This window comes from Veillonella sp. VA139, assembly GCF_003992005.1.
In the GTDB taxonomy this organism is placed as follows: Bacteria; Bacillota; Negativicutes; order Veillonellales; family Veillonellaceae; genus F0422.
Map to the genome: position 1 here is coordinate 18,425 of NZ_RQVL01000019.1, position 24,451 is coordinate 42,875.

The window sequence follows — 24,451 nt, forward strand, 5'->3', positions numbered from 1 at the left end:
TCCTCTACCTTATTCATGTGTGCCTTTACCATCAATAGTAGCTGCATAGTCACCTTCAGAAATACTTTCACGCATTTTAGTGTCCGCCATAATATTATTCATAGAATAGTAGTCCATTACGCCTAAATTACCTTCACGCAATGCTTGAGACAAGGCTTTTGGCACTTCTGCTTGAGCCTCCACTACTTTCGCTTGCATTTCTTGCGTATGGGCACGCATTTCTTGTTCTTGGGCCACCGCCATAGCACGGCGTTTTTCTGCTTGCGCTTGGGCGATTTTTTTATCTGCTTCCGCTTGGTCTGTCATCAATTGGGCGCCAATGTTACGTCCTACATCCACGTCGGCAATATCTATGGATAAGATTTCAAAGGCTGTACCCGCATCTAATCCTTTGTTCAATACGGTGCGAGAAATGTGATCTGGATTTTCTAATACATCCGTATGCTCTTCAGAAGAACCTACTGTCGTAACAATACCTTCCCCAACACGAGCAATAATTGTGGCTTCCCCAGCACCGCCTACTAAACGATCAATATTGGCACGTACTGTAACGCGAGCACGAACTTTTAATTCAATACCGTTTTTCGCTACTGCAGAAATAATCGGTGTTTCAATGACCTTTGGATTTACCGACATTTGTACAGCTTCTAATACATCACGACCTGCTAAGTCGATGGCAGCCGAGCGTTCAAAGGTTAACTCCATAGTCGCACGTTCTGCGGCAATCAATGCATCAACTACACGGTCCACGTCGCCACCTGCTAAATAATGGGCCTCTAATTGGTCTACCGTCACATCTAAGCCCGCTTTATTGGCTTTCACCAAAGGGAGAACGATTTGAGATGGAGATACACGGCGCAGACGCATGCCAATGAGGGTCATAATGCTGACGTTAACGCCCGCTGCTAAGGCAGATACCCAAAGTCCTAATGGGACAAAATGTAAAAATAGAGAAATGCCGATGATGAGAATAATGGGAAAAATAATGAATCCCACAGTTCCAATAATTGTTTCCATAATGCCTCCTATCTTTCTGTAGCTCTCACTACAATACGACCACCTGTAACAGATACAATAGTTACTTCTGTACCAGGTTCATAAAATTCGCCATCAGTGACTGCATCGAGAAAAGTATCCTCCACAATAACCGTCCCTGCTGGTCGTAATACCGTTTTTGTATGTCCAATCTTTCCTAACCAACGATTAGGATCCGGATGACTTGCATATCCTTTTTCCTTAGTAGATTGTAAGCGCAATGTTAATCGCTCTCCCAGTCGTGTCTTAGGGAACACTGACACAATCCACCACAACAAGAGCACGCCCAGTACCGATAGTACGGTCACTGTCAATACCGCCGTAGGGCCACCACCCATCCAGTCGTAGATGCCCCAAAGAAATAGCAATAGGCCGGTGAGCCCAAAGATACCAAATCCTGGAACCATCATCTCGATGAGGAGTAAAATAATACCACTTAGAATCAGTCCTATCATAGTCTCTCCTTTCCTAGTAAATACCTATCTACTTGTATTATAACACACTCTGTATGTAGATTCGATGAAATCCACTTCTACTCTAGTCCACCATAGGATACAAAAAAGAGACTCTCCAAAGAGAGCCTCTTAGTTGTTTAGTGATTAAACGTCTTCGCGGTAAGGAGCTTGACCGATTTCGTAGAAATCGTTTCCTTCGCTATCGATAACAACGATTGCTGGGAAATCTTCTACAGTTAATTCTGCCAACGCTTCTGGACCTAAGTCTTCATATGCGATAACATCATATTTTTTAATGGATTTAGCAATTAAAGCTGCTGCACCACCAACGGCTGCAAAGTAAGTTACGCCGTTTTTCTTCATGGATTCGATAACTTCTGGTTTACGGGAACCTTTACCGATCATGCCTTTGATACCTTGATCGAGCATTGTTGGTGTGTAAGCGTCCATACGGCCAGATGTTGTAGGACCAGCGGAACCGATTGGGTCTCCTGGTTTAGCTGGGCTTGGGCCTAAGTAGTAAACGATTTTTTCGTTCCAATCGATTGGTAATTCTTCGCCACGTGCTAATGCTTCCGTCATTACTTTATGTGCAGCGTCACGAGCACTGTAGATTTTACCAGAGATAAGAACCATATCACCAGCTTTTAATTTACGGGATTGTTCTTCTGTTAAAGGTGTTTGAATACGAATTTGTTCTGCCATGGTTATTCCCCCTCTTAAACTTCACCGTGAGCATGACGGCTAGCGTGGCAGCAGATAGTTACTGCTACAGGAAGACCAGCGATATGTGTTGCTGCCCACTCGATATTAACGGAAACTGCTGTTGTAGAACCACCTAATTGAGGTCCGATACCAGTTTTGTTAACCATTGCATTGATTTCTTCTTCCAATTTTGCATACTCAGGATGTGCATTGCGTTCTTCTACAGAGCGAAGAAGAGCTTTTTTGGAAAGGAATGCTGCGTAGTCCATAGTACCACCGATACCAATACCTAGTACCATTGGAGGGCATGGGTTAGGGCCAGCTTTTTTTACGATTTCAAGAACTGCTTTTTTAACGCCTTCAACGCCATCAGCAGGTACTAGCATTTTAACGCCAGATTTGTTTTCAGAACCAAAGCCTTTTAATTCAACATTAATGTCAACTTTATCGCCTGGAACAATTTTTGTGTAGATCACTGCTGGAGTATTGTTTTTAGTGTTTACACGATTGAACAATGGTTCAGCAACAACGGATTTACGAAGGTATCCATCTACGTAGCCTTTTGCTACACCAGCTTGAATAGCTTCTTCAAGATCGCCACCTTCGAAATGTACGTCTTGACCAACTTCTAAGAATACGATTGTAAGACCAGTATCTTGGCAGATTGGACGATCTTCAGCATCAGCGATTTCCGCATTTTTAATGATTTGATCCAATACGCCTTTACCTACTGGAGATTTCTCACACTCATAGCCTTTTTTTAATGCATTGTACATATCTTTTGGAAGATGATATGCTGCATTCATACATAATTCTGCTACCTTTTCTGTTACTTTCTCAACGTGAATGTTACGCAAAGTAATCCCTCCTCAACTTAAAACAGAGACCTTTCTCTTGTGTATTATTGTATCACCATTGCCTTACCTTTTTCAATTCCCTAAGAATAGGTTCTATAACTGTTTATTATGATAATATTTATTATCATTTTTATAAATAGAGTAATTTATACATTTCTATATAGTTAATTTCAAAACACTTAGGTCCTACTGCATTAGACATATATCCACCTTTTACAAACCCTATATCTATTCCTTATATTTAAACTTTTCTATTCACAAAATTAAGTCCATTCCTAGTATTTAACTCCCATTTTTGTTCTTTTTAAAATGAAAAACTCTCTCACTAAATAATAATGAGAGAGTTTTTTTACTTCATTTTCCTGTGTTTTTTATCACAAACAAGGTCAATTATGCTTTATTGATATACCTATACCCATCAATTTTCATAAAAAGAGTCATCTATTTTCAATAGTTCACCCTGCTATAACTGTGCTGCTTCTATCCATTCTTGCAACTCTTCTTCTCCGCTGATGATATCTTCGTCATAGGCACCTGCTAGGGTCGGATAGCGACACACTTCGATGGTATAGAGGATGGCTTCATCTCGCCCATTGCGAAAAGTACCAATCCAAACGCCACGGATAGTAGACTCATACCACTCTACCGGTTGATCTGTATCTTTCAGATAGATCGTCACATCACCACGTCCCAATGTTTCCAATACTTCCACTTGCTCTTCCATAGTGAGCCCCGTGTTTTCCACATAAATCGTATAGGTTTCCCCTGTTTGACGCAAGTGTTGCATAGCATTTTTCAACTCTTGAAAGACTGCTTGCACTCGTCCAAATTCATTTTGCATATCGTCTCCTTATATATGCTAGTCATACTAGCTATATCTTATTTCATCGTCTATTCAACGGGAGTAGCTGTTACATTCCAAGAGGCTAAGACAGCTAAAATCCGCTCTTTCACGTCTTTCACCACCACTTGTATGGTCTCACTCAAGTCGAGCCCTAGTTCTAAACTTTCAGGTTCTACACCGATAACAACCGCATCCTCTAATGGTTCTTCTTGTAAGGCACGAATGCGTAAAATATCTTGCATCCCCACTTCGTGCACAGAAATAGCTTCTGTAAAATAGGTATTCATTTCCTCATGGGGAAATTCGTATACTGTGCCTGGTGCATCACCACCATTAATGGCATCTACTAATAGCAATTTTGTCATACCTCGCATATAGGTAAGCAGTTCCATGCCCATGGTTCCCCCATCCAAAATGGTAATAGGAGGATTAAATACATAATCCTCCCGTAATTGGTTCACCACATGGACACCGAATCCCTCATCAGTAAGCAAAATATTGCCTACCCCTAATAATACGATGGGATTACTTTTTATTTGGTCCATATAAATCCTCTATATCTTCTGGGTCCGTAGGGTAGAATTTCATCCCTGAAACCATACTAGATACTTCTCCAGATTCTTCCATAACATCTTCGCGGAATGCCATGTACACATGTATAATTGTAAACAATAAAAATCCCCAAGCAATATAATGGTGAATTATATGCACTTCATATTCTGTAAACAATAGATTCACAGGATTAAAAATTTGTGCAATCCACGTATTAGGATATACTTGTGCAAACATAGCAAGACCTGTACAAATTTCTAGGAACAGCATCACATATACTCCTAAATAACTAGTACGAGCCATAGAATTACGCAAGAAACGATGCTCTCGTTGTTGTGGTAGCATTAAATAATGCTGAATTGTATCCCACAGACCAATCCAATACGACTTTTTATGAAATCTAGGAAACAATCTATCGCCACGATATCGAATTCCACCATAAATACGGAATATAAGTGCAGCAATTAGGATAAATGCTGCGATAAAGTGAATTTTACGAATCATCTCCATAGAGAACCAACCGCCTACTGCAATAGTCGGTTCCACACTACCTGGTGTAGCTTGGAAACCTGGATTCCCAATGTATAGGCCCGTCCAAAATAGAGCCGTTACACAAAGCACCATGGTCCAATGGAAAATGCGGAGCCATAAACTAAATACACGATAAGGCTTTTTATTTAATGGTAACATAGACAGCCTCCTCCCTATTTACATAGGGCATCTGTATTGACAGATACTATTTTTTCGCCCTTTTTATTGTACAAGTGTGTAGCACATGCCAAGCAAGGGTCAAAGGAGTGAATACCTTTCAAAATCTCTAATGGTTTATCAGCAATTTTCACTTTTGTATCCATCATGTTCGCTTCATATGCACCATGTTCGCCAGCAATTGTTTTTGGACATGCGTTCCAAGTTGTTGGCACGATACATTGGTAATTATCTACACGACCGTCTTTAATAACGCACCAGTGACCTAAGCCACCACGAGGTGCATCTAATAAGCCTACCCCTTTTGCTTCTTTTGGCCAAGAATTAGGGTCAAACTTCCGTGTATCTGCTACCACAGTATCACCAGTTTTAATATTTTCCACCAAGCGATTGTAGAAATGTTGGCTCAAATTCGCTGCTACTTGTGCATCTAAACCACGAGCCGCTGTACGGCCCACTGTGGAGCATAACCACACATGTGCTGGTACGCCTAGCACCTTGGATACGGCATCAATTTGGTCTACCATCATTTTCTCTGCCCATGTAGGGTTCTTGATGATGCCTTGTTTTACTTTTACATAGACAACGATATATTTCGCCAATGGACCTACTTCGCAAGCTTTACCTTTGAATGTAGGAGATTTAATCCAAGAATATTTTTTCTCTTCATCCAAGAATTCCCATTTTTTATTGGTACCTGTTTTAGGCCCTGTGAAAGCTGGTTTCGTTACACCTTCTATTGGATGCAAGGACATTTCGCCATTTGGATATTCAAACCAAGAGTGATTGATTTCTTCCGACAAGAAGTCAGGATTCATCAAATCTTCTCCTTCTAGGGCTGTGAACGTTGCTTTTTCCCAGCCAAGCTCGAAGTTTTCTACTACACCATTCGCACGAACAAGAGCTTTTTTAAAGAAATCGCCATCTTTTATACCTGTATATGCATCATCTGGATAGCCACCATACGCAAGGACACGTTTTTTCGCCAATCCACCGCCGTCTACCATGCCAGCTTTCACATATAAATGACCAATAGCCAATAAATCAGGTAAGTAGAAATAGTTTACTAAATCTTTCGCTAAGGAAATAGATTCGTCCACACTAGCCAAGCGTGCTGCATTCACTGGAGCATTCATATCATCCATGGAAATGGAACATGGCATACCACCTACGATGTAATGTGGATGTGGGTTTTTACCTCCAAAAATAACATGTGGTGTTACAATATCACGTTGACGATCCAAGATTGTCAAATAATGAGAAATGGCCATCAAATGCACTTCTGGTGGCAATAATTGGTAATCTGGATGATCCCACCATTGAGCGGAGAAAATCCCCAATTGACCACTTTCTACAATTTTCTTTACTTTCGTTTGGATTGCTGCATAGTAGGTTGCATTCCCTTTAGGAAACTCTTTTGGATACGCAGATGTACTAGATGCTAATTCTGTAGGTTGTAATCCACTTACATTATAGGTATCTAACACGTACTGTTGCAATTCTGCTGTTTTCTTAGGATCTGCTTTTAACGCTTCCACTGGACTTACCCAGTCAAGAGCATGTAAATGATAGAAATGCACAATATGATCGTGTGTATCTAAACAACTATGCATGATATTTCTAATATAGTTTGCATTCTTAGGAATTTGGATGCCCAATGCATCCTCTACAGCACGAAGGGATGCTAAGGCGTGCGTAGATGTACATACGCCACAAATCCGTTGTACAAAAGCCCATACATCACGAGGATCACGGTTTTTAGCTACTAATTCAATACCTCGCCAAGCTGTACCACTGGATAGGGCATCTTGCACTTTACCTGTGGACTCATCAACACTCACTTCTACACGTAAGTGACCTTCAATACGGGTCACTGGATCGACTACAACTCGTTTCATTATTGGTCACTACCTTTCTGTTCCACTTCTTTTTGTTTTGCTTCTTGTTCTGCTAAATATTTCTTCTCTTCTTGAATAGAATCATATTTATGTTTTGCTAAGGTAATACCACCATGAGCCACTACAGCACCAAATGCGCCAAATCCAGCAATTGTACCTAATGTATCCACATCAGTGATGGTATTTGGGGTATGAATATGTGGCAATCGTTGGTAAAAGTTATCATTGTCCCAGAATCCCTTTTCAGAGCAACCAATACAACCATGTCCAGATTGAATTGGATAGGACAACCCATTCCACCAACGCAAGTTACCACAAGAGTTATATGTTTCTGGTCCACGACAACCTACTTTGTATAAACACCAACCTGCTTTGGACGCATCATCATCAAAATGTTCTACAAATAAACCAGAATCAAAGAAAGGTCGACGATAACATGTATCGTGAATACGATTACCATAGAATTGTTTTGGTCTTCCTTCTACGTCAAGAGGTGGAATTTCACCAAATAAAGCATAATGCATAATCACACCCGTCATGACCTCTGGAATCGGAGGGCATCCAGGTACTTTAATAATTTTTTTACCTTTTACAATAGAGGATACAGATACTGTATTGGTTGGGTTCGGTTTCGCCGCTTGAATACCGCCCCAAGCTGCACAAGAGCCATATTCGATGATGAAAGCAGCACCCTCAGCGCATTCTTTCAATACATCTACAAATGGACGTCCGCCCACTTGGCAGTAGGAGCCATTTTCATCCAATGGCACACCACCTTCAACAGCCAATACATACTTACCCTTTTTACTTTCTAACAAGTGATGTAAATGATGTTCAAATGGTTCCCCTGCTGCGGCAGCCAAGGTATCATCATACTCTAAGGCAATCATATTTAAAATCACATCAGATGCGAAAGGCGATGTGGAACGAATGAAAGATTCGTCACATCCTGTACATTCATGACCATGTAGCCAAATGACTGTAGGTAATTCTTTTGTTTCTGCTGCGGCCACCACTTTATTGGTCAACACTGGTGGCAATCCTAAAATAGCCGTTAAGGCTACGCAGGATTTCATAAATGTACGTCGGCTTAATTTACGTTCTTGGAATAAGTTCCAAAGACTATTTAACTTATCTTTCACAAAAAAGCCCCTTTCTTGCAATAACTTTATAGCGTCTATATACAATCCTATAATAGGTATAGTGTACCACGAAACACTTGTATTCTATGGAATATAAATCACTATTTTATAAAAATAATTTTATACCCCTAATTTATAGTTTTAATAACTTACGTACGGAGGCTGCTTGTTTATAGCCACCGATACGATCTTTTTCTTTTCCTTTTTTATAGCAAATAATCGTCGGTACCCCTTGCACATCTTCTCGTAAAGCAATTTCTTTCGATTGATCAATAGGAATCGCTACCATTTTAGCAATACTTTGCAATTCTTCTTGTAGTTTGTCTAGTTCATCTTTCATAGGTGTACACGGTTCACACCAATCTGCTACAAAACAAGCCAATACGATGTCATGACTATTCACAATTTCCATTAATTCTTCATATGTTGTTACTGAGTCTAATTTCATACATACCTCCTACAATAACAAAACCGCTCCGAAGAGCGGTTCTGAGCAAGCAATCAATAAGCCGAGTTCTGTCCTGCTTTCGCAGTGGCGATTATCTTTCTAGGCGCATAGTTACCTATACGCTCAAGCGGCACAACCCGAAAGGTAGGCGGGCAACCCTTAACCCTTTCCTATTCGGCCTTGCTCCGGATGGGGTTTACCGAGCATACATGTTACCATGTACCTGGTGCGCTCTTACCGCGACCGTTCCACCCTTACCACCCGAAGGTGGCGGTTTACTTTTCTGTGGCACTATTCCCTATGGTCACCCACGCCGGCCGTTAGCCGGCATCCTGCCCTATGGAGCTCGGACTTTCCTCAAGTCATAGGACTTGCAATCGCCTTTCATACTTACTGTTTTAGTCTAGCATAGACCACCCAAGTGGTCAATAGCTCTTCTCTTTATTATACCCGAAATATCCTAGACTTTAAAGAAAAAATCTTCTTGTACTTCACTTTCTATGACTTGTACTTCTTCCTCTGTAAAAGCATCTGTTAGGTATTGTTTCAGAATCGTTTGACTCATATATTCCGTACCATAATGGCCTGCATCCACCACAAGGATACCAAGCTCCTTCGCCATTTGCATGTCGTGGTACTTCACATCACTGGTAATATATAAATCGGCTTTTTGTTTAGTTGCAGCTTTAATAAACTCTGCACCGCTTCCTGTACATAAAGCAATTCGTCGCACTTGTTCTACCTTAGCTCCCCCCCATCGCAATTGGCTATGAGGAAGTACAGTCTGTAATAACTTTGCCAACGCTTGTAAAGATAGGGGTGATGCTAACTCACCTATGCGTCCAATATAATGGGCTTCATAGACATTGTGCAAAGGAACCACATCATAAGCGATTTCCTCATAGGGATGAGCCTCTTCCATTGCGGCCAGAACCGTTCTTAGTAATTTCTTAGGTACCACTGTTTCCAGTCGTTCTTCCTGAACAGTTTCGATTGCGCCTACATGACCAATAAAAGGATTCGTCCCTTCCAGTGGCAAGAAACGTCCTTCACCGGTAACGGAAAAACTACAATGACTGTAGTTGCCAATATGACCCGCACCAGCATCACCCATAGCTTGACGTACTTGATCACTATGTGTGACTGGTACATAGACAGCTACTTTATACGCTTCCTCACGATCTGTTTCCACCAAACCACGGATTTCTGTTAAGCCCAACCGTTGTGCCACTTCGTCATTGAGCCCTTCTTTCGTAATATCTAAATTCGTGTGGGCACTATATACACTAATCCCATGTTGCAGCAAGTCTCCTATCATTTTTCCTTGCGTCGTTCCTAAGTCAATGGATTGTAATTTCTTAAAAATCATAGGATGATGGGACAGAATACAGTCTACCTCTTTTTCGATAGCCTCTACTACGACGTCTGGTGTTACATCTAAGGTCGTCAACACACGGCGCACCTCGCTTGCCATATGCCCTAATTGCAAGCCGCAATTATCCCAAGATTCTTGCAAATGTAACGGTGCCCGTCGTTCAATGGCAACAGCAATATCTTTCATAGTAACCATATATACCTCCTATCCACTATCTCAAAGTATGCCTTATAGAAAGTTTCATACTCATCGACGATTAGATTTTTTCACGGTGAAAGTCTCACCAATACCTATTGTAAAATACCTTGTAAGGCTTGCAATTCTTGTTCCATCGTCTCAACAACATCGTTAGACTTCGTTGTATTCCGCATATGTTGCACAATAGATTGCAAGGTTTTAATTCTACGCTGTATGTGCTGTTTCCAAACTTCAGATTGCTCTCGTTGTAGCAAGGCACCATATTCCCATAACACCGATTCTTTCGGTAACTCATCATACACGGAAATAACACCTCGCTGTACTAGCCACATATCATAATACTGATTGCCCTCTAGCAAACATTCTTCTTGAACAATGCCATACCCTTGATCTACTAAAAATTGTTTCAACTCTCGTCGATGACTTTGTGGCTGCAACACATACGTTTCCAACAGTTCTGGTCCTACCGTGATGATGTGTTGCATCAACTCTCCACCCATGCCACAAATAACGGCACAATCTACTTCGCCTTGTTTTGTGGCTCCCAATCCATCTCCTAATCGACATTCGATAGATTGTTCTAACTTTCGTTCTTTCACGAATCCATTGGCAGACTCTAACGGTCCTTGATTAACATCAATGGCGATAACTCGTTGCGCCACTTCTGTTTCTATACAAGCTACTGCCAAATATCCATGATCTGTACCCACATCTGCCACCGTCCGACACCGTGGAATCATATGTAATACTTGTTCTAATCGTTTTGAAAGTGCCATAGCCTATCTCACATTCTAATTACATCTTCTACGCAGTTTCTTACTTTGAAATACTATAAAGCTCATGCTTTCATTATACAACGAACCCTTATAGATAACAAAAAAACCATCTCACAAAGTGAGATGGTCTCCTATGGTGGGCCCACCTGGATTTGAACCAGGGACCGACCGGTTATGAGCCGGTTGCTCTACCCCTGAGCTATAGGCCCTCGTTTGGTGCGGATGATGGGACTTGAACCCATACGAGCGTACGCTCACCACCCCCTCAAGATGGCGTGTCTGCCATTCCACCACATCCGCATGAGGATATGTATATGGTGCCTCAGGGCAGAATCGAACTGCCGACACACGGATTTTCAGTCCGTTGCTCTACCGACTGAGCTACCGAGGCAAAATATCTGTACATCGTTACCTGTACTTAAAAATAGGTAAAAAAAATGGCGACCCCGATCGGATTTGAACCGACGATCTTCGCCGTGACAGGGCGACATGTTAACCGCTACACCACGGGGCCGTGTACTAAGTACTCATATACTATACCATAGGTATTACATCTTGGCAACACCTATGGGCAATTTTATATATTCCTAAAATGCATAGACATACTTTTAATAGCAATTGGGTTTCCGATCACGAAATACATTGATTTTAGAACGGATATCTTTCACTATATCTATATCGATAGTCACTGTTTGTATTTGCGGTATTTCATCGCATTCTAGCAGCACTTCACCCCACGGATCTACCACCATGGAATGTCCTGCCATTGGTAATTTACCAATAGTTCCACAACCATTGGCACTACAAAAATACATTTGATTTTCTATAGCTCTCGCTTGATTCAATATTTTCCAATGATGTAATCGTAACAGTGGCCATTGAGCAGGTAAAAAGAATAGCTCTATTCCTTGTAATGCGGATTTACGAATTAACTCGGGAAATCGAATATCATAACATGTGGCACTGGAACAAAGCACCCCTTCTAATTCAAATTGATGAATAGCCGTACCTCCGGTAAAGAATTTGTCTTCTTTGGCGGGACTAAATCCATGCATCTTATCATAGGTAGAGAGCAATTCTCCATTGCGGTTATACACATAGGTTCTATTGTAAATAGAGTCTCCTTCTTTAACAGCTACTGACCCACCAAAGATATTCACATGTTCCGATTGCGCCAATTCACTCAACAGAGATTGGCTCCGTTGCCCCTCTTCATCAGCTAAGGCATGCAAGTCTGGTCCCGTCATAAAACCTGTATTCCAAGTTTCTGGCAATACCACTACATCAATACCCTGCTTAGCCACAGCTCGCACCTTCTCTATTAGGACCTCAAAATTTTTATCCACTTGCCCAATCTCTGTAGCTAATTGAACAATGCCTACTCGCAACTCTTTCATAGTCCCTCCTAGATATGCCACGCCATATGGTCTGTAAACTCATTCGGCTCTAATGGCAAAGCATGGCGCCGCGGTACATAACTATCTGTATGAAACCGGCTCACCTTAGGTCGACGATATACAATATGTTCTGGCTCCGTTTCAAAAATTATCACATTCTTCGGCACATCTCGTTTGATCACAAGATTACAGCCTATCTTAGAACCTTTGCCTACCGTAATATCTCCCAGTACCTTCGTACCTGCCCCAATGAGCACATCATCTTCCACTGTAGGATGGCGTTTAACCTTGCGAGAATCCATACCACCTAGGGTCACCCCGTGAAAGAGAGTTACATTATCTCCTACAATAGCTGTTTCACCGATAACAACACCCATCCCATGGTCAATAAACAACCCTTTTCCAATTTGAGCCCCTGGGTGAATTTCTATGCCCGTTACACGACGTGCATGCAATGCCACTCGTCGAGCCAAAGTAAACCAGCCATTTCGATAAAGACGGTGAGCAAAAAAATGCCAAAATAAAGCTGTTATATGCGGATATGTCCATACCACCATAAACCAAGAGGTGGCAGCTGGATCTGATTGTAATACACGCTGTATATTGTATCGAATAGAATTCCATACCTCTCTCATAAATACCTCCCTATACAGAGATAGCATGGCCTAGACCATGCTATCTTTTGTATCACAATCGATTACGAATGAATCCAATCTACACTGTCAAATTGAATCATAGATAGATATTTTTCAACCCCATCTGGAGCTACAACAACGACATCTACATCTGGGAATTTACGACCGTATTGGCGAGCCACCACAATAGCTGCTGCTGAAGAAATACCAATACCTATGCCAGTTTCACGCATAAAATTACCTACTTCTTCAATAGCATCTTCGTCCGTTACGGTTTGCACTTCATCCATCAAGGAAGAGTCAAAGTTTTCTGGAATAAAGCCAGCACCAATTCCTTGAATTTTATGAACTCCACCAGTACCACGAGAAATAACAGGAGACCCTTCTGGTTCTACCGCAACCGCTTTAATGTACGGATGTTGCTCTTTCAAGGCTTTTGTAACACCTGTGAAAGTACCACCTGTACCGATACCCGCTACAAAGATGCCTGCGTTCGGTACATCACGCAAAATTTCTTTTGCCGTTGTTTCATAATGTGCCGTTGGATTTGCAGGATTTACGAATTGACCTAGTGTTACTGCATTTGGATAGTTATCAAGAATTTCTTGTGCTTTCCCAAGGGCCCCTTTCATACCTAATTCTTTTGGTGTCAAAATTAACTGTGCTCCGTAAGCTTTAATTAATTCACGGCGCTCTTTACTCATGCTTTCAGGCATAATAATAATCGTTTTAATAGACAGCATAGCCCCTAGCATCGCCAAGGCAATACCTGTATTCCCACTAGTAGCTTCCACAATAATAGTATCATTTTTAATTAAGCCCTTTTCTTTTGCATCTTGCAACATACCAAGAACGGCACGATCTTTGACACTACCACCAGCATTATATTTTTCAAGCTTTACATATACATTAGTATCTGGGATTTGATATATTGGTGTATTTCCAATTAATTCAATTGCATTTTTTACAACAGCCATAATGATTCTCCTCTACTTAGACTTCACTATAAAACACTTAAATTTATTCCTATTTTATAGATGGGATTTATTTTTGTCAACTATATTTTTCTCAAAATTCCAATTATTTTCATTGAAATCCACCATGGCCCATGCGGATGCAATCTTCTTTCGTCACCCTCACATCTGCTAACAAGCGTGGCGTAATCACATCGAAGGCGCTGGGATTATTATATAGCACCCCTCCTGGTACGCCTAATACTGGAGTACCGTCTTCTAAATAAGCAATACACACCATAGAGCCTGGCAACACCGGCAATCCATAGGTCACCACTTCTTTTGCACGACGTGCAATAGCACCTGGCGTTAAATCATCAGGATCTATACTCATGCCACCCGTACAGAAAATAATCTCTGCCCCTTGGGACTTTACTTTGTCTATGGCCTCCACAATTTGATTTGTATTATCTGGCACAATTTCATGTGCTACTAATTCCACACCATAGTCCGCCACACGGTCTTGAATCACCGCTGTGAAAGCATCTTGAATACGCCCTGCATAGACTTCACTACCAGTGGTAACAATGCCCATTTTTTTACGCACAAATGGGTGGACTTGTATGATAGACTTTTTGCCTTCACGCAATCGTTTTGCTTCCTCAAGCTGCCATACCTCTAATAACAATGGTATACATCGCATGCCAGCCACTGGTTGTCCTGCTTTCACAGGTGTTCCATGGAGGCGCGTGACGATGGTCAATTCACCGATGCTATTAATCCCGTAAAGTCCTTCCACATCCACGGTCAATACACCGTCATGGTTCGCTACCGCTTCAATCTTACCCTGTTGTACAGGAGTAGGACTGATGGATGGATGTTCACAGAAGCGATATAATTCTTCTGCTACTTGCTCCTCATGAACCAAATTATAGTCGGATTCTTCCATCACATAAATATGCTCTTTTCCTAATTGCAACAACAATGCCACATCTTCTTCACGGATGATATGCCCCCGCTTAAACGGTGTATCTTTTACTTCCCCAATAACGATGCGCACAATATCGTGGCAAAGTGCGTGTCCCACTGCATCTTTTACATGTATTTCTTTCATCGTATTATCCCCACATTCTTTTACCAATGGTGAAAGCCAGCCCGCATAGGCCATACCCAACTAATACCTGTCCACCCATGTAGGACAGCATATGCCACAACCCTTTTTCTTGTAGCATATATCCTTCAAAGATAAAGGTAGAAAAAGTTGTAAGCCCACCTAAAAAACCTGTAATACATAACAGTTTAACCCAAGGTGACACATGGGGTTGCCCTTCAATATATGCCATACCTAAGCCAATTAGCATGGAACCTATCATATTCACTAGTACTGTCCCCCAAGGATACAGCGCACCTTTCGTGACCATGTACTGTCCAATGCCATACCGCGTCATGGCACCAATGGCCCCACCAATAGCCACTGCTATATATACGTTCATAATCAAACTCCTTTATGTCTTTATTATACACCACCCTAGGCGGATTATGTACTAAAGTAGAAGAATTTCTTTCTCGATTTATATATAAGATGTTATAGTTATATGTTATATTATAAGCAAATGCTACATTTTTCATTATATGTTATACCAACCTTATATATATTGAGCCTCTCACAGAGTATTAGTTGACCCACATACCAGACTCAGACCTTCTCTATACTAGTATCCCTTCTTGTACTCATTACAGAGTTCTTATCTAAAATAGCCATACTAAAGTACAACCACACGAATGACCTAGATTTGCTACTCTTATACATCAAAAAAGAACTGCCTATGTCTAAGCAGTTCTTCGTGTGCATATTTAGTTGCCAGGATGTTTTACTAAATCTTGACCCGCAATACCTGGGCGTGTCATTTCTTTTGGAGACAGGATATAGTCCATTTCTTCTTTTGTCAACAATCCTTGTTCTAGAATAATTTCTTTTACACTGCGATCAGTTTCCAACGCTTCTTTCGCCAATGCAGAGGCATTTTCATAACCAATATGTGGCAACAAGGCTGTGACGATACCAACAGAACGTTCTAACCAATATTCGCATTGCTCTTTATCCACTTCAAGATCAACCAATAATTTATCTACAAATGTGTTCACCGCATTTTTTAAGTAGCACATGGAGTTGAACAAGTTATACGCAATGACTGGCTCCATTACATTCAGCTCAAATTGTCCATTTTCTACACCTAGGGAAATCGTCAAATCATTGCCAATAACTTGGTAACAAGTTTGGTTCAACACTTCTGCGATAACTGGGTTTACTTTACCTGGCATGATGGAAGAACCTGGTTGGCGCGGTGGTAATTTTAGTTCACCAATGCCACAACGAGGACCAGATGCCATTAAACGGAAATCGTTAGCCATTTTAATCAATACTAGGGCTGTGACTTTCAGACCAGAAGAAATATCCGCAAACACATCTGTATTATTGGTCGCATCAATTAGATTATCCGCCGTAATAAACGGTTCACCTACAACACGAGATAACTCATCTACAACAGCTTTGATATACGTAGGTTCTGCATTCAACCCTGTACCCACAGCAGTAGCCCCCATATTAACTGTATGGGCTTCTAACATGGCAGATTTAATACGACGAATACCACGACGCACGCCAGATGCATAGGCACCCATTTCTTGACCTAATGTAATTGGCACAGCATCTTGCAAGTGAGTTCGACCCATTTTTAAAATTTCTTTATACTCTTCTGCTTTTTTATCTAATTCATCTGCTAAACGACGAAGTGAAGCTAATAAGGGCTTACTTTTCATGATAGCACATACTTTGATGGCTGTAGGGAATGTATCATTTGTGGATTGTGCCATGTTTACATGGTTATTAGGCGATACAATGTCATATTGTCCTTTTTCATAGCCTAAAATTTCCAATGCACGGTTTGCCAATACTTCGTTCATATTCATATTGAAAGAAGTTCCTGCTCCCCCTTGGATAGGATCCACTGGGAATTGATCATTAAAGTTACCCCGTACCACTTCATCTGCCGCACGACTGATGGCTTGACCAATTTTTTCATCTAATCGACCTGTGCTCATATTCGCTAGGGCACATGCCTTTTTTACCATAGCCATAGCTTTCACAAAGTCGTAGTCGATTTGCTTGCCTGTAATAAAAAAGTTTTCAATACCACGCAATGTTTGTACACCATAGTACAACTCATCAGCAACTTCTAATTCACCTAGAAAATCATGTTCTTTTCTCATAGTATACCTCATTTCATACACCATCTTTGTTATCATCACTTATATAACCTTTGTTCATGTGGTGTGCTTATATTATAACATGCATTTTGTATACATAATAGAGAGATACTTTCTAGTTACGAATAATGCTCCCTTGTACGCCTTAATAAACAACTTAAAGTCATAGAAGTTATTAATTTTATTCATTTTCGATAATTTCTATAGACTATATAGGAATATTGACTATTCCTAATATGCCTACGATACAAGTAAATACGAAACTACACTATCTAGATTTCATCACTCTTCATAAAAAATACTTCCAACCGCACGTTAAAAAATATGAAAAAGTGGTGCCAACCGGGAGCCAACAAAGTCAAACTATACCCTTTTAACTCCCTTTTAGAAAACAAGAAACCCAGTAACTAGGCTAGTTACTGGGTTTTCATTTTGTATTGAATTATTCTGCTGTGAATGGCAACAACGCAATTGCACGAGCACGTTTAATAGCAAGTGTTAATTTACGTTGATGTTTAGCACAAACACCAGAAATACGACGTGGAAGAATTTTGCCACGTTCAGTCGTAAAACGACGAAGTTTAGCAATATCTTTGTAGTCGATTTGATCAGCATGGTCAACACAGAAGTTACATACTTTTCTTCTTGGTTTTCTGCCTCTATCTCTTCTCATTGAGAAACCTCCTTTGATATAGTTGTGGAGTTCTTAGCTTAGAACGGAATTTCTTCACCTGCACCTGCTCCGGAACCTGCACCAAAATCATCAAAATTAGATGCACCACCGCCAAAGGCATCAAATGTTTGCGTATCCAAGGCTTGGCCTACGAAATTAGCAACTACTTCCGTTACATATCGTTTTGTGCCATCTTGTGCTTCGTAAGAACGAGTCGTAATACGACCTTCCACAAAACAACGGCTACCTTTACGCAAATTTCCCGCAGCTTCTCCTAATTTCCCCCAAGCTACACAGTTTACAAACGCAGTTTGTTCCTTAGTCTCACCGTTTTGATCCACATAGGTATTGGATGCAGCCACTGTAAAAGTAGCAACAGCACGACCAGTTTTTGTGTATCGCACCTCAGGGTCACGAGCTAAATTTCCTAAAAGTTGTACAGAATTCATATTCCTAACCTCCTCAGGCTATTATTGTTCGTGTTTTACAATCAGGTGTCTAAGAACGTTATCGTCGATTTTAAGTACGCGGTCGATTTCTTTGATTTCGCCAGGAGCTGCTTCAAAGTTAATCAATACGTATACGCCATCAGTATGTTTGTTTACTGCATAGGCTAAACGGCGTTTACCCCAAACGTCAACTTTCTCAACTGTACCGCCAACACGAGCAATTAAAGCTTCAATTTTGTCAAAAGTCGCTTTGTTTGTCTCTTCATCAGCTGGTTTCACAATCACCATGACTTCGTATTTGTTCATACAAAATCACCTCCTCTTTCGGACTAACGCCCCTATCTCACATAGGGGTAGGAAGATGCTTACCATCAATAAGCCTTATTATTGTACACCATTCTACCTAGAATTGCAAGGAAAACATGAAAATAGACACAGCTCCAATGGAGCCATGTCTATCTCATGATAATAGGAATCGTATGCGCTAGATTATGCTTCTGCTTGTTTTGTTAATTTAGCATAACTTTCCGCTTCTACTTCTTCTTGCGTTCTCATATCTTGTGGTAATGTAGATAAGCGAATCCAGCTACGGATAGCTTCTACTAATACAACCAAAATCATAATGAACATAGCTACGGAGAAAGCTACTAAGATCCATTTACCAGCTGGAACATAGTTAAAGAATACGTTTTCATAGTCAGCCGCAACAGCCACTATCGCCATGAGTATGGTCGGCACTCCGGTTACCCATGCGTATCGTTTTTTACCTAAACGCATGATAATCGTCGTACTTACTGCCAATGTCATAGTACCTAATAATTGGTTAGATACACCAAATAATGGCCAAATTGTACCGATGTTACCTTGTAATACTAGATAACCCCACATAATACAAATCAATGCAGCACAACCATATACGCCAGGAGCCCAATGTTGGTCATTGAATTTAGGCCAGTACAAGCCAAGCAATTCTTGCAACAAATAACGACCTACACGAGTACCTGCATCAATCAATGTCATGATGAACAAGGCTTCAAACATGATACAGAAGTGATACCAATATCCCAATAAATGATCCATATTAGGAAGGCGAGAGAAGATATGTGCCATACCTACCGCTAAGGATACAGCGCCACCAGGACGATGCATCAAGTCTTCCCCTACAAGGGCAGATAATACTGGCAATTCATGAACTTGAAGTCCTAATGCCCTGAAAGATTCCGCAGTAGAGTTAATCGCAAAATAATCATCTGGATGTAATGCTGTAGCAGCAATCATAGCCATCATGGAAATAAAGGATTCTGTTAACATACCACCATAACCAATCGGTAATACTTCCCTTTCGTTGGTTAACATTTTAGGAGTAGTACCTGTAGCGATAACTGTATGGAAACCAGATAAAGCACCACAAGCAATGGTAATGAAGATATATGGGAATACAGAACCTTTTAATACAGGACCGCCACCCCAAATATAATCTGTTACTGCTGGCATTTGAATTTCTGGCATTACAATGATAATACCCAATGCCAATGCGCCGATAGTACCAATTTTTAAGTACGTGGATAGATAATCACGAGGCGCTAATAACAACCATACTGGCAATGCTGCTGCAAAGAAACCATAGACAGCTAACATAATTTCGATGGTTTTTAAATCATAAATGAACCAAGATGCATATTCGCTAGCCGCTACATTTGGACCATAGATGATAGCTGCAAAGATAAGGGCTACCCCAATAATTGTAGCTTCTTGAATTTTTCCAGGGCGCAACCATTGTAGATAAATACCGATAAAAATAGCAATAGGAATCGTTGCAAATACTGAGAAAAATGCCCAAGCTGAATTATGAAGTGCATTGGCTACCACTACCGCCATACCTGCTAATGTAATAACAAGTAAGAATAATGTGGCTAACATAGCTCCTAAACCAGCAATTTTGCTAATCTCTTCGCGAGTAATATCCGCAATAGATTTGCCATCGTAGCGAATAGATGCAAAGAGAATAACCATATCATGGACTGCACCGGCAAATACGGAACCGATTAAAATCCATAGAGTACCTGGTAAGTACCCGAATTGCGCTGCAATAACTGGACCAACCAAAGGACCCGCCCCTGCAATCGCTGCAAAGTGATGACCGAATGTAACCCATTTGTTAGTAGGCACATAATCGTGTCCATCATTGTGAACCATAGCCGGCGTCATTCGATACTTGTCTAAAGTTAACACCTTCGCCGCTATGAATGCCCCATAAAAACGATATCCTAACATTAAGATACACGCTGAGGCAATAACTAAATAAATACCATTCATGACCATACATACACCCCCTAAATGTTGGATGAGTCATGCACTCACATACCTATGTATCACATGACACCACCCTATGATCTATGCAAAAAAGTAAATTGGTATTTCCAGTTTAATTATAGTTATATCATTCATCAGTGTCAATGTACTATTCTCATAATAATTAGGAGATATATTTCGTCTATCCTTTTATTTTCTAGGTTTATCGTGAATATGAAGATTCTTTATTCTCAATATTCCAATATTTCATGGCCATATACAGTAGACAGAATCTGTTATATTGTCCTTATATTGTAGTCACATAAAAATTGTTTGTACTCTTCTACTACAGAGATAAATGATTCCCTCCCCATTGCTACATTCAAAGCATTTCTCCAACGAGCTGCTTCTGGCAAACCTTTAATGTAGAAACTAGCATGCGTGCGAATTTCTCGTGTGGCTAAGTCCACACCTTTATAGTGACATAGCAACTCATAATGACGTAATAGCATAGTAATTCGTTCCACACCCGTTGGATTGGGACAATAGTGTCCCGTTTCTAAATACTCTTTAATTTGTCGAAATAGCCATGGATTACCTTGAGCGGCACGTCCTACTAACAGCGCATCACAATCTGTATACTCTAATAAGGCTTTGGCACTTTCTGGGGAATTGACATCACCATTGCCGATAACAGGAATAGTTAAGGCTGATTTCACCTCTTTAATGTAATCCCAATTCGCCTTGCCGCTGTACATTTGCTCTCTTGTTCTGCCATGAACAGCTACCGCAGCAACTCCTACGGATTCCATGCGTTGTGCCATATCTACTACATTGATGGATGTATCATCCCATCCTAGACGCAGTTTAACAGTCACTGGAATTTGTACTGCTTTTACAGCTGCTTGCGCCACCTTCATCGCCAACTCTGGAGTTTTCATAAGTGCCGAGCCATCTCCAGAAGATACTACTTTTTTCACAGGGCAGCCCATATTAATATCGACTATAGGTGCTCCTGCTTCCTCTACTACTTTTGCTCCAATCCCTATGGCTTCTGGGTCTGATCCAAAAATTTGCATGGAAACTGGCTGTTCTACTTCTTCCATATAAAGCAATTCTTTTGTATGTTCATTATTGTATTTAATCCCCATGGCACTGACCATCTCCGTACATACGAAAGAGGCCCCCATTTCTTTTGCTAATAAGCGATAGGACACATCGCTAAATCCTGCCATGGGCGCTAACCCAATACGGCCTGGAATTGTGACATGTCCTATGTGCCAGGATGTATTATTGATTTCTTTCATAAATAAGTCGTAATCCTTCTAATGTCATCATTGGATCAATGTGGTCAATCACATCGGTTTCTGCACTAATGAGAGGGGCTAAACCTCCAGTAGCCACTACCTTTGTATCTTCTGGCATTTCTCGTTTCATACGAGCCACAATGCCTTCCACTTGTCCAACATATCCAAATAATACGCCTGCCTGCATAGCACCAACTGTATTGCGACCAATGACAGGACCAGGGTTTTTAATTTCAATTCTTGGTAACTTAGCAGTGCGACCAAACAGGGCTTCTGCTGAGATGCCAATACCTGGAGAAATAGCACCACCTAAGTATATACCGCCCTCTAATACCGCAGAATATGTCGTCGCTGTACCAAAGTCGATAATAATTAAATTACCTCCGTATTTTTCATAGGCAGCCACCGCATCAACAATTAAATCAGCACCTAACTCACGAGGATTTTCGTATTTAATAGAAATCCCCGTCTTGATACCCGGTCCTACAAATAATGGTTTCTTATGAAAGTAGCGTAAACACACACGCTCTAACGTAGGGTTCAACGGAGGAACTACAGAAGAAATGATGACTGCCTCCACATCCTCTTTATTCACTTTTGGATCATGAAGAAATAAATTGCTCAACAACATGCCATATTCATCGGTGGTTCTCCCACGATCTGTGGAAATGCGCCAATGAGCCATAATTTCCTTGTCCTTATACACGCCTAATACGATGTTCGTATTCCCTACGTCTACCACTAATAACATCTTAATATCCTCCTTCAGTGGAACGTATAGACACATCCCCTGCTATGATACGTTCCTCACGTCCATCCTCTAATTGAACGATCAGATTTCCATCTCTATCTAAATCTTTTGCGTACCCAATATAATCTTTATCTGGCGCTTTTACCAACACCTCTTTATATAAAGTTACGCTATACTGTTTCCATTCTTCTAAAGTAGAATCAAAACCTTCATTACATACCTTTTCATACTGCTCTTCTAAGGCTTTTAAAATCACAGCAAAGGCTTCTTTACGATCCACCTCTATACCCGCTATGGCAAAGGACATAACCTTATCCTTCAAGTCCTCACTGACTTCCTCAATAGTCGTATGTGTATTGATACCAATCCCTAACACAATGTAGTTAATCTCTTCCATGGTACCATTCATTTCTGTTAAAATGCCTACCATTTTACGAGATCCTACCAATATATCGTTAGGCCATTTGATGCCCGCCTCTGAAAGTCCCAACTCACGGAATGCTTTTACCAAGGCAACACCTGCCATCAATGTACACTTTGAAGCTTCCATAGGTAAAAATTTAGGTCTTAGAATTAAGCTAAACCAAAGCCCTTTTCCATATGGTGAATACCAACCTCTAGATAAGCGACCACGACCAGAAGATTGTTCTTCTGCACACACTACAGTACCTTCTGGAACTCCGTCCATAGCTAATGCTTTAGCAATACTATTCGTAGATTCTAATCGTTCTTCGTACACGTAATAACGACCAAAGGATTTTGTTTGCAGTACCCCTTCCATCTCTTCAGGACTAATCAGATTCGGCTCTTCTAGCAATCGATACCCCTTTTTTGTGAAGGATTCAATCACATACCCACGCTTGCGTAGCACCTCTATATGTTTCCAAATCGCTGTGCGCGATACATGGCACGCCTCTGACATAGCTTGTCCTGATACAAATTGATCTCTGTTTTCTTTTAAAAAGTCTAGTATTTCATCTCTCACGGCTTGTCGCCTCCTTACCTGTAGCGAGGTTTACAATACGATTGTACAGAGGTCCCACATAAATTGCAAGTCTTTTCTACGCATTGACGGTGTCAAGTTTTTGTTGGAAAAATAATTACCTAGATTTAAAAGAGGGTTCCTCGTTACTAAAGAATCCTGCGTCCACTATGTTTAATTGCTTGTAACCATCCGTTACTTTTCTTTTCTACACCTGGGATTCCAATTCTAGGTGTTGGCGAATACGTAATGTATGAATATGGCTTGCGCATTTTCTTAGCGGTTACTTTCACAGAAGATAGAACTTTTGTAGTTTCTACACCACTAAAATAATTGAAAGTATCGCCTCTGTATGCGCTCATGACGAACTCTTGGATAGATTCGTTGTTGTCAGCGAGTACACGTAGCTTAGCGATCGTTTCAGCCCCTTTTTTACTCCAACCAAGTGGGCGAGAGCTTAAACGTGCAGATAAAGTATGACTCACATGTGCCTCTGTACTACTGCGAATATCAGGTCTAAGTAGGCTAGCCCGCGCGTAATCCCATTGGTTCTCGATGTACGTAGCGCCTGCTACAATCTGTTTCATACGATGTGGATGCGTTTCTTTCATTTGCTCCACATACGCTTCAAATCTTGCCTTATCATTAGTTTCTAAGCTTGCAAATAACTCTTTTCGGCTTCGTTTTCCACATATCTTTGTCATATATTTAAATAGATGAAATCTATCTAAAATAAACTCACTATTTGGAAG

26 protein-coding genes, 4 tRNA genes and 1 other RNA gene are annotated in these 24,451 nt (G+C 40.8%); all 31 read right to left on the reverse strand.

What is annotated here, in order from left to right; all coding sequences use genetic code 11:
* Positions 1–9: 9 nt before the first annotated feature.
* On the reverse strand, positions 10–1,017 hold the full coding sequence (gene floA, locus EO125_RS07350) for a flotillin-like protein FloA (RefSeq protein WP_127148329.1): 1,008 nt from the start codon (positions 1,015–1,017) through the stop codon (positions 10–12).
* Positions 1,018–1,025: 8 nt separating this feature from the next.
* Positions 1,026–1,490, reverse strand: a complete 465-nt coding sequence (locus EO125_RS07355) for an NfeD family protein (protein WP_127148330.1) — start codon at positions 1,488–1,490, stop codon at positions 1,026–1,028.
* Between the two features lie 144 nt (positions 1,491–1,634).
* Entirely contained in the window at positions 1,635–2,195 is a 561-nt protein-coding gene (locus tag EO125_RS07360) for a Fe-S-containing hydro-lyase (RefSeq protein WP_127148331.1), read from the reverse strand.
* 14 nt (positions 2,196–2,209) lie between these two features.
* Entirely contained in the window at positions 2,210–3,052 is an 843-nt protein-coding gene (locus tag EO125_RS07365) for a fumarate hydratase (RefSeq protein ID WP_127062052.1), read from the reverse strand.
* Positions 3,053–3,515: 463 nt separating this feature from the next.
* Positions 3,516–3,893, reverse strand: a complete 378-nt coding sequence (locus tag EO125_RS07370; RefSeq protein WP_127148332.1) for a hydrogenase expression/formation C-terminal domain-containing protein — start codon at positions 3,891–3,893, stop codon at positions 3,516–3,518.
* Between the two features lie 50 nt (positions 3,894–3,943).
* Positions 3,944–4,441, reverse strand: coding sequence for a HyaD/HybD family hydrogenase maturation endopeptidase (locus tag EO125_RS07375; RefSeq protein ID WP_127148333.1), 498 nt, complete (start codon positions 4,439–4,441; stop codon positions 3,944–3,946).
* The gene (cybH, locus tag EO125_RS07380) at positions 4,422–5,138 is read right to left on the reverse strand and encodes a Ni/Fe-hydrogenase, b-type cytochrome subunit (protein WP_127148334.1); all 717 of its coding nucleotides are present in this window, start codon (positions 5,136–5,138) and stop codon (positions 4,422–4,424) included. The genes EO125_RS07375 and cybH overlap by 20 nt, the downstream gene beginning before the upstream one ends.
* Positions 5,139–5,152: 14 nt before the next feature.
* A complete protein-coding gene (locus tag EO125_RS07385; RefSeq protein WP_127148335.1) occupies positions 5,153–7,054 on the reverse strand; it encodes a nickel-dependent hydrogenase large subunit in 1,902 nt (633 codons plus the stop codon).
* A complete protein-coding gene (locus EO125_RS07390; protein WP_127148336.1) occupies positions 7,054–8,196 on the reverse strand; it encodes a hydrogenase small subunit in 1,143 nt (380 codons plus the stop codon). The genes EO125_RS07385 and EO125_RS07390 overlap by 1 nt, the downstream gene beginning before the upstream one ends.
* A gap of 133 nt (positions 8,197–8,329) precedes the next feature.
* A complete protein-coding gene (locus EO125_RS07395; protein ID WP_127148337.1) occupies positions 8,330–8,644 on the reverse strand; it encodes a co-chaperone YbbN in 315 nt (104 codons plus the stop codon).
* A 41-nt stretch (positions 8,645–8,685) separates the two neighbouring features.
* Positions 8,686–9,038, reverse strand: an RNA gene (rnpB, locus tag EO125_RS07400) — RNase P RNA component class A.
* A gap of 66 nt (positions 9,039–9,104) precedes the next feature.
* Positions 9,105–10,214: a Nif3-like dinuclear metal center hexameric protein gene (locus tag EO125_RS07405; RefSeq protein WP_127148338.1), complete on the reverse strand. Its 1,110-nt coding sequence runs from the start codon at positions 10,212–10,214 to the stop codon at positions 9,105–9,107.
* 95 nt (positions 10,215–10,309) lie between these two features.
* Complete coding sequence (locus EO125_RS07410; protein WP_127148339.1) at positions 10,310–10,993, reverse strand: class I SAM-dependent methyltransferase; 684 nt, start codon at positions 10,991–10,993, stop codon at positions 10,310–10,312.
* Positions 10,994–11,127: 134 nt separating this feature from the next.
* A tRNA-Ile gene (locus tag EO125_RS07415) sits at positions 11,128–11,202 on the reverse strand.
* A gap of 5 nt (positions 11,203–11,207) precedes the next feature.
* Positions 11,208–11,293 (reverse strand) — tRNA-Leu (locus EO125_RS07420).
* 15 nt (positions 11,294–11,308) lie between these two features.
* Positions 11,309–11,384 (reverse strand) — tRNA-Phe (locus EO125_RS07425).
* Positions 11,385–11,431: 47 nt separating this feature from the next.
* Positions 11,432–11,507, reverse strand: a tRNA-Asp gene (locus tag EO125_RS07430).
* 94 nt (positions 11,508–11,601) lie between these two features.
* Positions 11,602–12,390, reverse strand: coding sequence for a carbon-nitrogen family hydrolase (locus tag EO125_RS07435; RefSeq protein WP_127148340.1), 789 nt, complete (start codon positions 12,388–12,390; stop codon positions 11,602–11,604).
* A gap of 8 nt (positions 12,391–12,398) precedes the next feature.
* The gene (epsC, locus tag EO125_RS07440) at positions 12,399–13,025 is read right to left on the reverse strand and encodes a serine O-acetyltransferase EpsC (protein ID WP_127148341.1); all 627 of its coding nucleotides are present in this window, start codon (positions 13,023–13,025) and stop codon (positions 12,399–12,401) included.
* Between the two features lie 62 nt (positions 13,026–13,087).
* Positions 13,088–14,002: a PLP-dependent cysteine synthase family protein gene (locus EO125_RS07445; protein WP_127148342.1), complete on the reverse strand. Its 915-nt coding sequence runs from the start codon at positions 14,000–14,002 to the stop codon at positions 13,088–13,090.
* A 109-nt stretch (positions 14,003–14,111) separates the two neighbouring features.
* Positions 14,112–15,092 carry a molybdopterin-binding protein gene (locus EO125_RS07450; RefSeq protein WP_127148343.1) on the reverse strand — a complete coding sequence of 327 codons (981 nt, stop codon included), beginning with the start codon at positions 15,090–15,092 and terminating at the stop codon, positions 14,112–14,114.
* A gap of 4 nt (positions 15,093–15,096) precedes the next feature.
* A complete protein-coding gene (locus tag EO125_RS07455; protein WP_127148344.1) occupies positions 15,097–15,471 on the reverse strand; it encodes a CrcB family protein in 375 nt (124 codons plus the stop codon).
* Positions 15,472–15,832: 361 nt separating this feature from the next.
* Positions 15,833–17,248 (reverse strand): aspartate ammonia-lyase, encoded by a 1,416-nt coding sequence (locus EO125_RS07460; RefSeq protein WP_127148345.1) that lies wholly within the window; start codon positions 17,246–17,248, stop codon positions 15,833–15,835.
* 439 nt (positions 17,249–17,687) lie between these two features.
* Positions 17,688–17,918 carry a 30S ribosomal protein S18 gene (rpsR, locus tag EO125_RS07465; RefSeq protein WP_009353119.1) on the reverse strand — a complete coding sequence of 77 codons (231 nt, stop codon included), beginning with the start codon at positions 17,916–17,918 and terminating at the stop codon, positions 17,688–17,690.
* 38 nt (positions 17,919–17,956) lie between these two features.
* On the reverse strand, positions 17,957–18,367 hold the full coding sequence (locus tag EO125_RS07470; protein WP_127148346.1) for a single-stranded DNA-binding protein: 411 nt from the start codon (positions 18,365–18,367) through the stop codon (positions 17,957–17,959).
* A 21-nt stretch (positions 18,368–18,388) separates the two neighbouring features.
* Entirely contained in the window at positions 18,389–18,673 is a 285-nt protein-coding gene (gene rpsF / locus EO125_RS07475; protein WP_126938917.1) for a 30S ribosomal protein S6, read from the reverse strand.
* Positions 18,674–18,856: 183 nt separating this feature from the next.
* Positions 18,857–20,689: a carbon starvation protein A gene (locus tag EO125_RS07480; RefSeq protein ID WP_127148347.1), complete on the reverse strand. Its 1,833-nt coding sequence runs from the start codon at positions 20,687–20,689 to the stop codon at positions 18,857–18,859.
* Positions 20,690–20,955: 266 nt separating this feature from the next.
* A complete protein-coding gene (gene dusB / locus EO125_RS07485; RefSeq protein ID WP_206168376.1) occupies positions 20,956–21,966 on the reverse strand; it encodes a tRNA dihydrouridine synthase DusB in 1,011 nt (336 codons plus the stop codon).
* Positions 21,950–22,717, reverse strand: a complete 768-nt coding sequence (locus EO125_RS07490) for a type III pantothenate kinase (RefSeq protein ID WP_127148348.1) — start codon at positions 22,715–22,717, stop codon at positions 21,950–21,952. The genes dusB and EO125_RS07490 overlap by 17 nt, the downstream gene beginning before the upstream one ends.
* Position 22,718: 1 nt before the next feature.
* Positions 22,719–23,702, reverse strand: coding sequence for a biotin--[acetyl-CoA-carboxylase] ligase (locus tag EO125_RS07495; protein WP_127148349.1), 984 nt, complete (start codon positions 23,700–23,702; stop codon positions 22,719–22,721).
* 146 nt (positions 23,703–23,848) lie between these two features.
* Positions 23,849–24,451, reverse strand: a 603-nt coding sequence (locus EO125_RS07500) for a UPF0236 family transposase-like protein (RefSeq protein WP_206168377.1), incomplete at its 5' end; no start/stop codon positions are given.

Excerpts from the sequence above, each read along its gene's own strand:
- floA (WP_127148329.1), bottom strand. The coding sequence starts at position 1,017 with ATGGAAACAATTATTGGAACTGTGGGATTCATTATTTTTCCCATTATT.
- EO125_RS07355 (WP_127148330.1), bottom strand. The coding sequence starts at position 1,490 with ATGATAGGACTGATTCTAAGTGGTATTATTTTACTCCTCATCGAGATG.
- EO125_RS07360 (WP_127148331.1), bottom strand. The coding sequence starts at position 2,195 with ATGGCAGAACAAATTCGTATTCAAACACCTTTAACAGAAGAACAATCC.
- EO125_RS07370 (WP_127148332.1), bottom strand. The coding sequence starts at position 3,893 with ATGCAAAATGAATTTGGACGAGTGCAAGCAGTCTTTCAAGAGTTGAAA.
- EO125_RS07375 (WP_127148333.1), bottom strand. The coding sequence starts at position 4,441 with ATGGACCAAATAAAAAGTAATCCCATCGTATTATTAGGGGTAGGCAAT.
- cybH (WP_127148334.1), bottom strand. The coding sequence starts at position 5,138 with ATGTTACCATTAAATAAAAAGCCTTATCGTGTATTTAGTTTATGGCTC.
- EO125_RS07385 (WP_127148335.1), bottom strand. The coding sequence starts at position 7,054 with ATGAAACGAGTTGTAGTCGATCCAGTGACCCGTATTGAAGGTCACTTA.
- EO125_RS07395 (WP_127148337.1), bottom strand. The coding sequence starts at position 8,644 with ATGAAATTAGACTCAGTAACAACATATGAAGAATTAATGGAAATTGTG.
- EO125_RS07405 (WP_127148338.1), bottom strand. The coding sequence starts at position 10,214 with ATGGTTACTATGAAAGATATTGCTGTTGCCATTGAACGACGGGCACCG.
- EO125_RS07410 (WP_127148339.1), bottom strand. The coding sequence starts at position 10,993 with ATGGCACTTTCAAAACGATTAGAACAAGTATTACATATGATTCCACGG.
- EO125_RS07435 (WP_127148340.1), bottom strand. The coding sequence starts at position 12,390 with ATGAAAGAGTTGCGAGTAGGCATTGTTCAATTAGCTACAGAGATTGGG.
- epsC (WP_127148341.1), bottom strand. The coding sequence starts at position 13,025 with ATGAGAGAGGTATGGAATTCTATTCGATACAATATACAGCGTGTATTA.
- EO125_RS07445 (WP_127148342.1), bottom strand. The coding sequence starts at position 14,002 with ATGGCTGTTGTAAAAAATGCAATTGAATTAATTGGAAATACACCAATA.
- EO125_RS07450 (WP_127148343.1), bottom strand. The coding sequence starts at position 15,092 with ATGAAAGAAATACATGTAAAAGATGCAGTGGGACACGCACTTTGCCAC.
- EO125_RS07455 (WP_127148344.1), bottom strand. The coding sequence starts at position 15,471 with ATGAACGTATATATAGCAGTGGCTATTGGTGGGGCCATTGGTGCCATG.
- EO125_RS07460 (WP_127148345.1), bottom strand. The coding sequence starts at position 17,248 with ATGAGAAAAGAACATGATTTTCTAGGTGAATTAGAAGTTGCTGATGAG.
- rpsR (WP_009353119.1), bottom strand. The coding sequence starts at position 17,918 with ATGAGAAGAGATAGAGGCAGAAAACCAAGAAGAAAAGTATGTAACTTC.
- EO125_RS07470 (WP_127148346.1), bottom strand. The coding sequence starts at position 18,367 with ATGAATTCTGTACAACTTTTAGGAAATTTAGCTCGTGACCCTGAGGTG.
- rpsF (WP_126938917.1), bottom strand. The coding sequence starts at position 18,673 with ATGAACAAATACGAAGTCATGGTGATTGTGAAACCAGCTGATGAAGAG.
- EO125_RS07480 (WP_127148347.1), bottom strand. The coding sequence starts at position 20,689 with ATGGTCATGAATGGTATTTATTTAGTTATTGCCTCAGCGTGTATCTTA.
- dusB (WP_206168376.1), bottom strand. The coding sequence starts at position 21,966 with ATGAAAGAAATCAATAATACATCCTGGCACATAGGACATGTCACAATT.
- EO125_RS07490 (WP_127148348.1), bottom strand. The coding sequence starts at position 22,717 with ATGTTATTAGTGGTAGACGTAGGGAATACGAACATCGTATTAGGCGTG.